Origin of the sequence: Sphingobacterium kitahiroshimense (assembly GCF_025961315.1) — a bacterium.
Taxonomy (GTDB): domain Bacteria; phylum Bacteroidota; class Bacteroidia; order Sphingobacteriales; family Sphingobacteriaceae; genus Sphingobacterium; species Sphingobacterium anhuiense.
Genome location: NZ_JAOQNK010000001.1, coordinates 5,006,473 through 5,020,297 on the forward strand (window position 1 = coordinate 5,006,473; position 13,825 = coordinate 5,020,297).

The following is a 13,825-nucleotide window of genomic DNA, read 5'->3' on the forward strand; positions in this document are numbered from 1 at the left end:
TATAAACCTACTTCTAATTATATGAATAATATCTTGGCGACCAAAGATTATTTGGTTTTTTTCATCTACTTTATCATCGTATCGGGGTACGGTATTTGGGTCTATCGGCAAAAGAAGACCAGACTCAATGGTACCGATTCTAAAGATTATTTTTTAGCAGAAGGCTCACTAACTTGGTGGGCCATCGGCGCTTCTTTGATTGCATCTAACATCTCTGCCGAACAGTTTATCGGTATGAGCGGCTCGGGCTTTAAGATGGGGCTTGCTATTGCTACTTATGAATGGATGGCAGCTGTGACATTGATTATTGTTGCAGTTTTTTTTATTCCGGTATATCTTAAAAATAAGATATTTACGATGCCTCAATTTCTGCATCAACGCTACAACGGCACGGTTGCCATGATTATGGCTGTATTTTGGTTGATGTTGTACGTAGTAGTCAATCTAACCTCAATTTTGTATTTGGGAGCACTCGCAGTTAGTAGCATTTCGGGTTTCGATTTGGAGGTCTGTATGTATGCTATCGCTTGCTTTGCTGTTATTATTACATTAGGAGGCATGCGGGTTATTGGGTTTACAGATGTTATTCAGGTTTTCTTCTTGATTCTAGGAGGTCTGGCAACCACGTATTTGGCGCTGAAATTAGTGGCAGAAAATTACGGTGGAGAAGGGGTGCTAGAAGGATATCAGATTATGGCTACTAAGGCCACGGATCATTTTCATATGATCCTACATCAGGATAACGAGAATTATTTGGATTTACCAGGGCTTACGGTCTTGATTGGTGGTATGTGGATTGTAAACCTCAATTATTGGGGCTGTAATCAATATATCACGCAACGAGCTTTAGGTGCAGATCTTAAAACTGCTAGAAACGGAATTTTGTTTGCAGCATTCCTCAAGCTTTTGATGCCGATTATTGTTGTTTTACCGGGAATAGCTGCGTATGTGTTATGGAAGGATGGGTTATTTCAACCTGAAATGCTTCAGAATGGTGAAGTAAATCCAGATCGTGCATATCCAGTATTATTAAATTTACTTCCTTCGGGTTTAAAAGGTCTATCATTTGCCGCTTTGACTGCAGCAGTAGTTGCTTCATTAGCTGGTAAATCGAATAGTATTGCAACTATCTTTTCATTGGACATTTACCAGAAGGTATTCAATAAAAAAGCAAGCGAAAAGCAATTGGTCAATGTCGGTAAAATAACCATTATATTTTCGATGGTACTTGCGGTGATCATAGCACCTCATTTAGGGATAGATAGTAAAGGTGGTTTTCAATATATTCAAGAATATACCGGATTTGTTTCACCAGGTATTTTTGCGATGTTCATTTTGGGATTCTTCTGGAAGAAAACAACTTCAAATGCAGCTTTATTTGCAACAATAGGCGGGTTTATTTTATCTGTTCTGTTTAAATTTTTACCGCATATTGCAGATCTGTCGTTTTTAAGTTCGACTGGTTTTTCTGTTTTAAATAAAGCGTCAGGACTGTACGAAATTCCATTTTTAGACCGCATGGGTTTTGTATTTGTCATCTGTATTATGGGTATGTTGATCATTAGTTTAATCGATCAGCGAAATGGTGTTGTATCAAAAGGATTGGAAGTGGACCGAACAATGTTCAAGCCACATACAGGTTTCGTCATTGGTGCATTGTTGATCATTCTGTTAACGACTGCGCTATATATGATTTATTGGTAGAGTTAACTATAAATATTAAAAATAAAACAAAAAAATAGGTCTGCTACAGTTAGCGGACCTATTTTATATATCATTTCTTACTAATGTGAGTTTATTATATCATCCAACGGAATAAGCTTGCGCCCCAAGAGAAACCAGCCCCAAAAGCTGTTAACATAACAAGATCTCCAGTCTTCATCTGTTTTACATTTTCCCAGATACATAATGGAATTGTCGCTGCGATTGTATTCCCAAGGTACTCAATATTACTTAAGGTACGGCCTTCAGGAATATTTAATGAGCGACCTACAGCATCGATAATACGTTGGTTTGCTTGATGTGGTACCACCCAGTTGATATCCTCAACGGTTAAGTTGTTGCGCTGCATGACCTGCGTGCAGGCATCACTCATTGATTGTACCGCTTGTTTAAATACGGTTTTACCGTCTTGACGTAAGTATCTTTTTTGTGTATCATTATCCGATAAGCTTATTGGATATTGAGTTCCACCTGCTTCAATATTTAGGAAAGCGCGACCATCTCCGTTACTTCTCAAGTATGCGTCCATAACACCTCCTTCTGTCGAAGGTTGCAATAATACAACTCCAGCACCATCTCCGAATAGGATGTTGGTTGAACGGTCATGAATATCGACATAAGTGCTGATATTATCGGCTCCTACGATAAGTACATTTTTGTATCGTCCTGTCTCAACAAGTGAAGCACCCATATCCAACGCATATAGAAAACCAGAACAAGCAGCGTTTATATCAAAAGCCCAAACATTTGTAAGACCTAGTTTTTCAGCGATGATGTTCGCAGTCGCAGGCATGGGCATGTCAGGAGTTGAAGTTGCTACTAAAATTGCATCTACTTCAGCTAAATCTTTACCATACTTTGCTACGAGATCCTGAATCGCACGAACGGCCATGTCAGAAGTCGCTAATTCTTCTTCTAAGATGCGGCGTTCTTTGATACCAGTTCTTTTGATGATCCACTCATCATTCGTATCACATAATTTTTCTAAGTCAGAATTTGTTCGTTTATTTTGAGGGATATAACCTCCGATTGCGGTAATTGCAGCGTAAAGTTTATTCGGGAGAGTTGTATTCATATATTATGGTTATCATATTCAAGTATGATCCGCCTTTTGGTATTTAGTTTAATTTTATTATCTCTAATGAGTATTTTTATTTATTCTGCCTTTTTCTCTTTTCTAAAAAGAGTTGTAAAGGAGGTGTAAAAATAGGATAATTTCTACAACAGTATGAAAAATATTAAGATTGTGACAAAATGATTACGATGAATCACTTTTTTTGAACCGTTTTGCAAAACGGTCTAGTTATGATACCGTTTTAGTTTTATTGTTTAGAATATAATTTTGATAAAGTTGCTGTTGACAAAATATGTGAAATTATTGTAATGCAATTAAAACACGGTAAAAAACAGTCTGTTATTTAGATTTTTAGCCCTTCTTTTATTATTTAACCATAACCTGCCGGAAAAAAAACGAAAATAATAAATTTCCAGAAATATTTCATAGATCCCTGTTGAATTAACGAATGGTTTTATTAATTTGTTGTTCGGGAGCTCATTTTTATAGAGGCAAAGCTTACCCAATTGAATTTCTGTTATTAAAATATATATGCAATGATTCCATTTTCTATTCAAGCACCACTCGAAAATAGTAAGATCAGACTAGTTCCGCTACAGGATAATGACTTTGAAAGGCTTTTCGCTGTCGCTAATGATCCTAAAGTATGGGAGCAACACCCTAATAAAGATCGGTATAAAAGACCTGTGTTTGAAAATTTCTTTGAAGGTGCGGTAATCAGTAAAGGTGCCTACCTAATCCAGGATAAACTGTCCGATGAAATTTTAGGAAGTACACGTTTTTACAATTATAGTTCCGATGATAACAGTATTTTCATCGGTTACACTTTTTATGGTCCAAAGACATGGGGCACGGGTGTAAATCCTCAAGTAAAAAAAATGATGCTCGACTATATATTTGATCATGTGGATACTGTATATTTTCATGTTGGGAATAATAATGAAAGATCAAAAAAAGCAATGGAGAGATTAGGGGCACAAAAAATAGCTTTGGAAGAAGTGGCTTATCATGGTGAACCCAACCGTATTAACGTTCTGTATGCAATTAGAAAAGATGACTATTACAAAGTATGATGGGATCTAATATGAGCTTTTTGCATTTTAAAATATAGCATGCTGCACACGGGCAAGCGCATATGTTTAGGAGATATTAGAATCATTAATTTTTGCGAAAATTTGAGTTAACTCGGACTTTTAGTTAGATGATTTCAACTTAGTGCAAAGAAGATTGTAAAAAGAACAAGATTTTACTGCTAATCTTGTCATTTTTGCTTGTGTAAATAGATTTTTCTACACCTAACTCTTTCATATGCTATCGTTTATCTTCAAGAAAATAAGTTAAATTTGTTTATAGCTCAATTATAAATGGAAACTTACGGCAACCCAGTATTAAATCGCTTACCCCAACATCTGAAACGTTTTATTGTACCGCAACAATATGATCGTTATACGGCAATTGATCAGGCTGTGTGGCGCTATGTCATGCGTCAGAACTATGCATATCTTCGTAATATTGCATATTATCCCTATATTCCAGGGCTTCATAAAGCAGGATTAACGATTGAGGAAATCCCAAATCTGCAAACGATGAACGACAGTCTTAAACATATGGGTTGGGGAGCGGCTACAGTGGACGGTTTTATTCCTCCTGCAGCTTTTATGGAGTTTCAAGCTTATCGGGTACTCGTGGTAGCAGCAGATATACGTCAGATTGAACATATTGAATATACTCCTGCACCAGATATTATTCATGAATCATCTGGACATGCTCCGATCATTGGAGAGCCTGAGTATGCGGCATATTTGCAATATTTTGGGGAGATTGGTACAAAGGCAATGTTTTCAGAGAAAGATTTTGAACTGTACGAGGCAATTCGAAACCTTTCTATCCTTAAAGAAAGTAGTAGTGCAACCGAAGAGCAGCTGTCAAGTGCAGAAGCAAAGCTTATTGCTATACAAGAAAATATGGGTGAACCTTCCGAAATGGCATTATTGAGTAGATTGCATTGGTGGACGGTTGAGTATGGACTAATCGGAACAGTAGATGATCCCAAAATTTATGGTGCAGGGCTTTTGTCATCAATTGGAGAAAGTGCGTCCTGTATGCGTAAAGAAGTCCCCAAATTACCTTATTCCTTAAACGCATTAGCGTATTCATACGATATTACGAAGCCACAACCTCAATTGTTTGTTACGGAAGATTTTAATCAGTTGCGAGAGGTTTTAGATCAATTTGCCAATACCATGTCATTTCGGGTAGGGGGAAAAGTTGGTTTGGAAAAGGCTATTGCTTGTAAGAACCTATGTACGATTGTGTATAGCTCCGGATTGCAGGTCTCCGGACTTTTTCAGACAGGTATTGCTGGGAGTGAAATAGAATATATCAAGACTGTTGGTCCAACGGCATTAGCTTATGCAGATAGACAGCTTTCTGGTCATGGAAAGACGTATCACGCTGATGGATTTGGGTCTCCTGTTGGGTATCTGTTAGGAGCAGTCAAAGCACTGGAAGATTTTGATGCTGCTGATCTAAAAGAATATGGCATTGAAATAGGGCAGCACACCACACTTATCTTTACTTCTGGAATTGAGGTAAGAGGAGTTGTTCAGTCTATAGAACAGCGGGATAAAAAAAATCAATTGATTACCTTTTCCCCATGTCAGGTTGTCGATAGTAGATCCTGTCAGATTCTATTTGATCCAGAATGGGGAACTTATGACATGGCTGTAGGGAAACAGATTGTTTCGGTTTTTTGTGGAGCAGCAGATAAAGAAGCTTATGAGCAAGGAGCCTTTGTGTCAGAAACTAAAACAATCGTGCATCAGCAAAATGAGGTCGAAAAATCAAAAAATAAGCTTTATAAAGTTATTCGTGACCGAAGAACAGGTCAAGAACCGGATGTTTCACTTAGTGAGATTTATCAGAATATAACACATAACTATCCCGAAGATTGGCTTGCTTATATTGAAACACTGGAATTGGCTATTCATGATGGAGATCATTTGTTAGCAACTCAAATTGAAAATCGATTGCTGGAAATTATTCAAGATCATCAACATTGGAGTAAATTGATTTTGGATGGCATTAACTTAGCTAAAAACGACCAAATAGCATTGCTTTTAGGACCTAAGTAATGCATTTCTACGATTAGAACGAAATTTAAAAATGTATCCAGGGATACTAATAAATCTTTCCAGGACTGCTAAGTAATAAAGAACTGCCATGAGCTATTGGTTTGATATCTCATGGCAGTAGGTATTTTGAACCGTATTTTAATATTAGACTCTTAATAAAAGAATTTGCCAAGCTGAAATCAATTCACCTTGGTCTAACAGTTTTGCGGCATGCATCTGGAGCAACTTACGTCTTAGGGCAAGATCTTCGTGAGATTGTTCCCAGATTGCTATAATTTCAGGATTTACTAATAAAGTCTTCTCGTCATTCAATACAGGTAATTGCTCTACATTTGCTAATCGACCTAACTGATTTCCCGTAAGAATATCCGAAAAACGGATATGTTCAGGAAGTGCGTCAACTCCGATTCCTAAATTGCGGAGTGGCTTTGGAACTTCGAAGAGTGATTCTTTTGTTACGCGACTGTACCAATTCCCACCTAAACGGGCAACGAGATCAAGTGATTCCTGTGAGACTTCATTTTTATCGTTTAGTAAGTTTTCATGAATATGCATCCGGACTATTTCTGCAATGACGAGATTTCCTGCTCCCGGACCATCACCGAGATTGATAATTTCATGAACTTTACATTCCAATTGAACTGGTGATTCTGCCACACGTGGAGGGTTGATCAGATCTGAAGCAATAGCTGTAAAACCTGATTTATCAAATTCATTAATTCCCTTTCCATATTCGGTGCTTGCGAGAGACTGTTGCTGCACCATGGAATAATTCACAATATTAATAACAACCTCTGGTACTTCTAGCATGTTGTCCAAGGTATGTTTAGTAGAACCGTCGCGCATTCGCCGCAATGGTGAAAAAACACAGATAGGGGGTTGCTGAGACATAAAATTAAAGTAGCTAAAAGGGCTCAGGTTGACATTTCCTGCCGCATCAATTGTACTTGCAAAACAGATAGGACGCGGAGCTACCGCATATTTGATAAGATTATCAAATATTGCTTGTTGTTCAACTGGATCTATTACTGTTGTTTTTTCTGTAGTCATATGTTGAGTAGCTTATTTAATTTAGTGTTCTTAATTATTTGCGGCGATAATATAATTTTGTAATCGACCTAAACCGGTAATTTCCATTACGATTTGATCGCCGATCTGTAACCATTGTTCTTTATGAGATGGATCATGCAGCTTCGCAGTCCCATTAAGCTCCAGAAAACAACCAGTACCAACAGTACCTGAGCCGATGACATCTCCTGGAAATACTTCAACACCATAGGATACACGTTCTATGATTTCAGCAAACGTCCAGTTCATATCGCGCAGGTTTCCTTTGGATACTAATTTTCCATTAACTGAGCAGGTCATTTCAAGATCATAGCAGACGCCAATATGGCCCATGGGCGGATCAACACGATATTTTTCCAATTCATCTGCTGTAACTAGACAGGGGCCTATCACCGTCGCAAAATCTTTTCCTTTAGCAGGCCCCAAGTTAAGTTTCATTTCTTCCATCTGTAATGTTCGGGCACTGATATCATTCATGATCATGAAGCCACCAATATAAGAGTCCGCTTCTGATGCAGGTATATTTTTACCCTGTTTATCAATAACAATAGCAACTTCCAATTCAAAATCAAGTTTGTCTAAATGTTTGGGCATGCAGGAAACAGCGCCTGGACCGTAGATAGCACGGTGGTTTGAAAAATAGAAGACAGGAAATTGATCAAATTCAGGAATCATCTCTAAACCACGGTTTCTACGGGAGGTTGCTACATGCTGACGAAATGCATAAGCATCGCGTAAAGAACCTGGACGGGGTATGGGAGCTTCTAATATTGTGTTAGCAAGTGTATGGTGTGTTTCTTCATTTTTTGAACTAAAAAGCTTTTGATAGGCATCCTTCATGGCGGCTTTGATACTTAAAGCTGCATGGAGATATTTATCCATAGAATCTGGAAATTTAGAATCAACATTCCCACAAGGATATATAGATGTACCAATTAAAAAAGCAAGGTGTTCACTATCTTCCAGAATACAGGTAACAAGTTTCATAATGTCATGAATATAGTATTGAAATCGGTTTTCTCTTTTATTTATATGTACGTTTTCAACGTTAAAAAAGAATTTTTGTACACCGTGTTTGATGTAATTTGGTTAAATATAGGAAGTTCGGGGTTAACTTTCTTTGTTTTTTATGAATTATTAAAAATTAAAATATTATATTTGATATAAACAAAAATCCAATTATGAACACCAGCAGACTCACATATGTAAGAGTCATTTTCGGAATGAGTGCTTTCTTGAAGGCCTTGATCGCTGCTGTGGTGTTTGCGCAGTATTAAATTTTTCCTCTTTTCTTATTTATCTGTGCTTGTGTCATTCGTTTGATCCATGCTTCACTATATATATCATTTCACTTTTTAAAACTTATTTACTTATGCCAATTTATCATCAATTGGGGAAAGTTCCTTCTAAAAGGCATACCGTATTTCGGAAACCTAATGGTGCTTTGTATTCCGAAGAACTGGTTTCTACACACGGATTCTCAAGCACATATTCGTTGGTTTATCACTGTCATCCGCCAACATTAGTTAAACAGATTGGAGAACCCTATGATGTGTCTCCTAAAATAGCACGGCGAAAGCATTTGAAACACACGAGTCTAAAAGGATTTGCTATAAAGTCGAAAGACGATTATCTGGAAAGTCGGGTACCGGTTCTGGTCAATGATGATTTGCATATATCGTTAGCAGCTCCTAGACAATCTATGACGGATTATTTTTATAAAAATAGTCAAGCGGATGAAATTATTTTTATTCATCAGGGATCAGGTGTCGTTAAAACAGGTTATGGTCAGATTCCATTTTCATATGGTGACTATATTGTTATTCCTCGCGGTGTGATTTATCAGATTCATTTTGATCAATCTGAGAATCGATTATTTATTATTGAATCCTTTTCGCCGATCCGTACGCCAAAGCGTTATCGAAATGAATTTGGTCAATTGATGGAACATGCGCCATTTTATGAACGCGATATTAGAAAACCGTCACAATTAGAGACTAATGATTCATTAGGTGACTTTGAAGTGAAAATTAAAAAACAGGGATTAATATATCCGTATATATATGGTAGTCATCCTTTTGATTTCATTGGCTGGGATGGTTATCACTATCCTTGGGCGTTTTCAATCCATGATTTTATGCCTATTACGGGGAAATTGCATCAACCGCCACCGGTACATCAGACCTTTGAAACCGACAGTTTTGTTATTTGCAGTTTCTGTCCACGTCTATATGATTATCATCCGGACTCGATTCCAGCTCCTTATAGCCACAGCAATGTGGATTCCGACGAGGTTCTATATTATGTAGATGGCGATTTTATGAGCCGTAAAAGTGTAGAGCGTGGTCAAATTACGCTACATCCTGGAGGAATTCCTCACGGTCCACATCCTGGAACAGTGGAGAAAAGTATCGGTCAGAAACAGACCGATGAATTAGCGGTTATGATCGACCCTTTTAGACCATTAATGCTGACAGAAGAAGCTTTGGAAATTGAAGATCAAGAATATTTTAAATCCTGGTTGAGTTAATAATAAATTATAAAAGAAATCTAAAATGAAACAGACTTTTGCTGAAAAAATAGCTTTGGCGCAAGATTTTTTGCCCATTAACGGTACTGACTATATTGAATTTTATGTGGGCAATGCGAAGCAGGCCGCACATTTTTACAAGACGGCTTTTGGATTTCAGTCCGAAGCATATGCAGGTCCAGAAACGGGGGTACGGGACCGTGCATCCTATGTTTTAAGACAAGGTAAGATTCGTCTGGTGTTGACTACTGCATTACGATCAGACCACCTCATTTCAGAACATGTTAAAAAGCATGGTGATGGTGTTAAGATTCTTGCCCTCTGGGTAGATGATGCTACAAAAGCTTTTGAAGAAACAACTAAGCGAGGTGCTCAAGTGTATCAGGAGCCACAGGTATTATCTGATGAATATGGAGAGGCAGTTACCTCGGGTATATATACTTACGGAGAAACGGTTCATCTATTTGTAGAACGTAAAAATTATAACGGTGTATTTTTACCAGGTTATCAAGCATGGGAAAGTGATTATCAGCCAGAAGAAGTAGGCTTGCTATATATAGACCATTGTGTTGGAAATGTCGGTTGGAACAAGATGAATGAAACGGTCGAGTGGTATCAGCAGGTTATGGGCTTCGTTAATGTACTTTCTTTTGATGATAAGCAGATCAATACCGAATATTCTGCATTAATGAGCAAAGTGATGAGTAATGGGAATGGATATGTGAAATTTCCGATCAATGAGCCTGCAGAGGGACAAAAGAAATCGCAGATTGAAGAGTATCTGGAATTTTATGAAGGTGAAGGTGTACAGCATGCTGCATTAGCGACGAAAGATATTGTCAAAACAGTAAAAGAGCTGAAAGCGCGAGGTGTTGAATTCTTAGGAGCACCACCAGAAGCGTATTATGATATGTTACCCGATCGTGTCGGTCAAATTGATGAAGAAATAAAAATTATTCAAGACCTCGGAATACTTGTTGATCGTGATGATGAAGGTTATCTCTTACAGATTTTTACTAAGCCAGTAGAAGATCGACCAACTTTGTTTTTTGAAATCATACAACGTAAAGGTGCTCAAAGTTTTGGCGCTGGAAATTTTAAAGCTTTGTTTGAAGCAATAGAACGTGAACAGGCAAAGCGAGGAAATTTATAATCATAGATTAGCGAGAATATGGAAAACATGAAAGATCTGCTGCAGGCGTTTGAGCGTAAAAGACCTGAGATCGTATTTGAATGGAATGATACGGAAACAGAGGCTGAAGGCTGGGTGGTTATCAATTCTTTGCGTGGAGGTGCCGCAGGAGGAGGGACACGCATGAGAAAGGGGTTAGATAAAAATGAAGTTGAATCATTGGCTAAAACCATGGAGGTTAAATTTACAGTTTCTGGACCTCCAATCGGTGGGGCTAAATCTGGAATTAACTTTGATCCTTCAGATCCACGAAAAAAAGGAGTACTGGATAGATGGTTTAAGGTGGTCACTCCGTTACTTAAAAATTACTATGGTACAGGCGGTGATCTGAATGTCGATGAAATTCATGATGTTATTCCTTTGACAGAACAGTATGGCCTTTGGCACCCGCAAGAGGGGGTATTGAATGGACATTTTAATGTGCGTGAAAATGAACGAATTCATCAGATAGGGCAGTTGCGGTACGGTGTTTCTAAAGTTTTGGAAGACCCGCAGTACAGTCCGGATATGAAGCGCAAATACAAAATTGCTGACATGATTACTGGTTATGGTGTGGCAGAAGCTGTTAAACACTTTTACAGATGTTACGATACCGATTGTATTGGTAAAAGTGCAATTATACAGGGATGGGGGAATGTAGCCGCGGCGGCTGCATTTTATTTAAGCAAATTAGGGGTTAAGATTGTAGGCATTATTGACCGGGCAGGAGGTTTAATAAATCCGTTGGGCTTTACAGAAGACGAGATCACTGCACTATTTTTAAATCGTAAAGGAAATGAACTAGCAAGCCCAGATTTGTTATCTTTTGAAGAAGTCAATAGCCAGATCTGGCGTATGGGTGCATCTATTTTTATTCCGGCAGCTGCTTCTCGTTTGGTTTCAAAAGAACAGGTAAGCGAATTAGTCACACACGGATTGGAGTTGATTGCTTCTGGAGCGAATGTTCCCTTTTCAGATCGGGAAATATTTTATGGACCGGTCATGGAATATGCCGATTCTCAAGTCTCTGTCATTCCAGATTTTATAGCAAATTGTGGTATGGCTCGTGTGTTCGCCTATCTGATGCAACCCAATGTAGAAATTTCTGATGATGCGTTATTTTCGGATGTATCTCGTGTTATCGGGCAAGCTATAGATCGGATTAGAGCAATATCAGAATCCAAAATACATCTGTCTTCAAAAGCATATGAAATTGCACTAAAACAATTGGTGTAATCGAGATGTCAACATATAATGGAAAAAGCATTTGCCGTTCAGCAAATGCTTTTTTCTGTAATTGATTTTTGATATCGTTTATTGCCTACCGTCTTTTTGTATATTTTCATTCGAATGATTTATATTAAATTCATTCTCTTTAAGTTCTTCTTCTTTCAGTTCATCCAAAATTTTTTTCAATTGTTTAACATAGGGACCATAAATATATTTTGTCCAAGCCAGAATGGATAAAATAAATGTAAAACTGACAACCAATGTAAGAATGATAAACGATATGATATCGCTGTGAGATTCTGCAGGAAAACTTTCACCTCTTTCTAATTTAATTGTATTTACATATAATGCAATAGCCACAAGTGCTACGGGAAGTAAAAGAAAACCAAAGGCATGGTATCGCTCAATATTAATTTTAAGCTCATAGTATATTTCCAATAGACTATCCTTTGTATCGGCTGTATAATCGTTGATCTTATTGTAAAATAAACGGAAAAGGCTGAGATAATAAACTGAGATTATAACCAGCAAAGCATAAGATGTGTAATAAATAATATACAACGATGGATGGATATGCATGACTTGTGGAAAGAATAGTAAAAATAGGATAGCTATAATCTGCATATACCATTCATTTTTCATTTTCCGTTTTAGTTTATCTAAAGGATGCTTAGCCTGCCCGAGCTGTTTTATTTTTGATGGAATACGCACATCATTTGTGCTTTCGGAATTCCATGCCGTTTTTAATTCATCAAGATTCATAATTTGTTTTTTTTATGATTTGTTGTAATTTTTCTTTCGTTCTATTCAATTTTACACGTACATTTCCTTCACTTAAACCGAGCTGTATACCTGTCTCTCGATGCGATAGTCCTTCCATAAAGTAAAAGATCAAAGCTTTTTCCACCGCATTTAGTTCCTGTACCGCCTGGTAAAAAATCTCTAGCTGTCTATCTTTTTCAGGATTGTAATCTTCATTTTCAGGCTCTTTTATATTGTCGTAAGTATACACATCACTTCTTCGTTTTTCTTTTTTAAAATAGGAAATGGCTGTGTTAATAGCCACCCGGTACATCCAGGACGAAAAGGCACTCTCTCCTTTAAAGTTCTGATAGGATCTCCACAATTGTATGATGATTTCCTGTTGCAAATCTTCCCGATCTTCCGAACTGTCCATGTACAATCGAGCGACCTTATGCAAGATGCCTTTGTGAACCTCTACTAGGTTTAAAAATGTTTTTTCGATTAAAGAGTCTGCTTGCATATTATGCTTTTGCAAATGTTTTAATTAGTAATGCCTTATTTCTTTTCATAAACCTACTGCTTAAGGATATGTTCCTTTCTGTTTGTTAGTAAGTACAGGGTCTTGTTGTTTCGTTACACTTTTTTTTGCTAAATTAAATCAAGGCTTCTGGGCTGTTCTAAAAATAGGATTTTATCCGGATGAATTTACAAGTGCACATAGCCTAACTGAATTACGATTGCCATAAATTTCCTACGTCATGTCTTTGTCCTGTTTTACGAATGGATTAATGCTATTGGTAATCCATTAGGTATTTGATTGTTCCGGAAGTTAGCTCATAACTTTTTATATTGCCCTATACATACTGTGTACTTCTAAGTTCACTTCGGTTTTGGAAATCATTTATGCACGGCTTATTTATATACTATAACAATAAAACTATGATATTGATTTTTAATATTTCGTTTAGTAATTTGTTAATTATCCTAAATTAAAATTATGTTAAGCTTTTAATTTATTAGATTAAAAGGTGTTTAATTAAGGGTTAGAGGAGTATTTGAGAATATTCTGAACCTGAGCATAAAGGTTTAAAAATGAAAATGCCTCAGGTTGGGAGCCTTAGGCATTTTCTAACCAATTATTAATCTAAATT

Annotated in this window: 11 protein-coding genes; 6 read left to right on the forward strand and 5 right to left on the reverse strand. The window is 37.2% G+C overall.

The genetic code is table 11. From position 1 onward, the window contains the following. The first annotated feature begins 21 nt into the window (after nucleotides 1-21). A complete protein-coding gene (locus M2265_RS21695) occupies nucleotides 22-1,704 on the forward strand; it encodes a sodium/sugar symporter (protein WP_132770765.1) in 1,683 nt (560 codons plus the stop codon). A 94-nt stretch (nucleotides 1,705-1,798) separates the two neighbouring features. Here the strand turns inward: M2265_RS21695 and M2265_RS21700 are convergent, their stop codons facing one another. Continuing rightward, complete coding sequence (locus M2265_RS21700; protein WP_132770764.1) at nucleotides 1,799-2,797, reverse strand: beta-ketoacyl-ACP synthase III; 999 nt, start codon at nucleotides 2,795-2,797, stop codon at nucleotides 1,799-1,801. 536 nt (nucleotides 2,798-3,333) lie between these two features. On the opposite strand from M2265_RS21700, the gene M2265_RS21705 reads away from it, so the two are divergent. Further along, on the forward strand, nucleotides 3,334-3,870 hold the full coding sequence (locus tag M2265_RS21705) for a GNAT family N-acetyltransferase (RefSeq protein WP_207902443.1): 537 nt from the start codon (nucleotides 3,334-3,336) through the stop codon (nucleotides 3,868-3,870). A 291-nt stretch (nucleotides 3,871-4,161) separates the two neighbouring features. Next, nucleotides 4,162-5,931 (forward strand): aromatic amino acid hydroxylase, encoded by a 1,770-nt coding sequence (locus M2265_RS21710; RefSeq protein ID WP_132770762.1) that lies wholly within the window; start codon nucleotides 4,162-4,164, stop codon nucleotides 5,929-5,931. Between the two features lie 144 nt (nucleotides 5,932-6,075). On the opposite strand, the gene M2265_RS21715 is transcribed toward M2265_RS21710, so the two are convergent. Both M2265_RS21715 and M2265_RS21720 read right to left on the reverse strand, forming a co-directional pair. Beyond that, nucleotides 6,076-6,981 (reverse strand): flavin reductase family protein, encoded by a 906-nt coding sequence (locus M2265_RS21715; protein WP_132770760.1) that lies wholly within the window; start codon nucleotides 6,979-6,981, stop codon nucleotides 6,076-6,078. A gap of 30 nt (nucleotides 6,982-7,011) precedes the next feature. Further along, a complete protein-coding gene (locus tag M2265_RS21720) occupies nucleotides 7,012-7,986 on the reverse strand; it encodes a fumarylacetoacetate hydrolase family protein (protein ID WP_132770759.1) in 975 nt (324 codons plus the stop codon). Between the two features lie 385 nt (nucleotides 7,987-8,371). Between M2265_RS21720 and M2265_RS21725 the strand changes: the two genes are divergently transcribed. Genes M2265_RS21725 through M2265_RS21735 form a run of 3 tightly spaced genes read left to right on the forward strand, consistent with a single transcriptional unit; the run spans nucleotide 8,372 to nucleotide 11,936 of the window. Beyond that, complete coding sequence (locus tag M2265_RS21725; RefSeq protein ID WP_132770757.1) at nucleotides 8,372-9,529, forward strand: homogentisate 1,2-dioxygenase; 1,158 nt, start codon at nucleotides 8,372-8,374, stop codon at nucleotides 9,527-9,529. Nucleotides 9,530-9,554: 25 nt separating this feature from the next. Beyond that, nucleotides 9,555-10,682, forward strand: coding sequence for a 4-hydroxyphenylpyruvate dioxygenase (gene hppD, locus M2265_RS21730; protein WP_132770755.1), 1,128 nt, complete (start codon nucleotides 9,555-9,557; stop codon nucleotides 10,680-10,682). Nucleotides 10,683-10,700: 18 nt separating this feature from the next. Beyond that, nucleotides 10,701-11,936 carry a Glu/Leu/Phe/Val dehydrogenase dimerization domain-containing protein gene (locus M2265_RS21735; protein WP_232789195.1) on the forward strand — a complete coding sequence of 412 codons (1,236 nt, stop codon included), beginning with the start codon at nucleotides 10,701-10,703 and terminating at the stop codon, nucleotides 11,934-11,936. A 78-nt stretch (nucleotides 11,937-12,014) separates the two neighbouring features. Here the strand turns inward: M2265_RS21735 and M2265_RS21740 are convergent, their stop codons facing one another. Together M2265_RS21740 and M2265_RS21745 are read right to left on the reverse strand one after the other, a co-directional pair. After that, nucleotides 12,015-12,692: a hypothetical protein gene (locus M2265_RS21740; RefSeq protein WP_132770753.1), complete on the reverse strand. Its 678-nt coding sequence runs from the start codon at nucleotides 12,690-12,692 to the stop codon at nucleotides 12,015-12,017. Beyond that, nucleotides 12,682-13,194 carry an RNA polymerase sigma factor gene (locus M2265_RS21745; protein WP_021188078.1) on the reverse strand — a complete coding sequence of 171 codons (513 nt, stop codon included), beginning with the start codon at nucleotides 13,192-13,194 and terminating at the stop codon, nucleotides 12,682-12,684. Before M2265_RS21745 ends, M2265_RS21740 begins: the two co-directional genes overlap by 11 nt. Nucleotides 13,195-13,825 lie beyond the last annotated feature (631 nt).

Coding starts and splice junctions, on each gene's coding strand:
- M2265_RS21710 (WP_132770762.1), top strand. CDS start 4,162: ATGGAAACTTACGGCAACCCAGTATTAAATCGCTTACCCCAACATCTG.
- M2265_RS21705 (WP_207902443.1), top strand. CDS start 3,334: ATGATTCCATTTTCTATTCAAGCACCACTCGAAAATAGTAAGATCAGA.
- M2265_RS21740 (WP_132770753.1), bottom strand. CDS start 12,692: ATGAATCTTGATGAATTAAAAACGGCATGGAATTCCGAAAGCACAAAT.
- M2265_RS21715 (WP_132770760.1), bottom strand. CDS start 6,981: ATGACTACAGAAAAAACAACAGTAATAGATCCAGTTGAACAACAAGCA.
- M2265_RS21700 (WP_132770764.1), bottom strand. CDS start 2,797: ATGAATACAACTCTCCCGAATAAACTTTACGCTGCAATTACCGCAATC.
- M2265_RS21720 (WP_132770759.1), bottom strand. CDS start 7,986: ATGAAACTTGTTACCTGTATTCTGGAAGATAGTGAACACCTTGCTTTT.
- M2265_RS21735 (WP_232789195.1), top strand. CDS start 10,701: ATGGAAAACATGAAAGATCTGCTGCAGGCGTTTGAGCGTAAAAGACCT.
- M2265_RS21725 (WP_132770757.1), top strand. CDS start 8,372: ATGCCAATTTATCATCAATTGGGGAAAGTTCCTTCTAAAAGGCATACC.
- hppD (WP_132770755.1), top strand. CDS start 9,555: ATGAAACAGACTTTTGCTGAAAAAATAGCTTTGGCGCAAGATTTTTTG.
- M2265_RS21745 (WP_021188078.1), bottom strand. CDS start 13,194: ATGCAAGCAGACTCTTTAATCGAAAAAACATTTTTAAACCTAGTAGAG.
- M2265_RS21695 (WP_132770765.1), top strand. CDS start 22: ATGAATAATATCTTGGCGACCAAAGATTATTTGGTTTTTTTCATCTAC.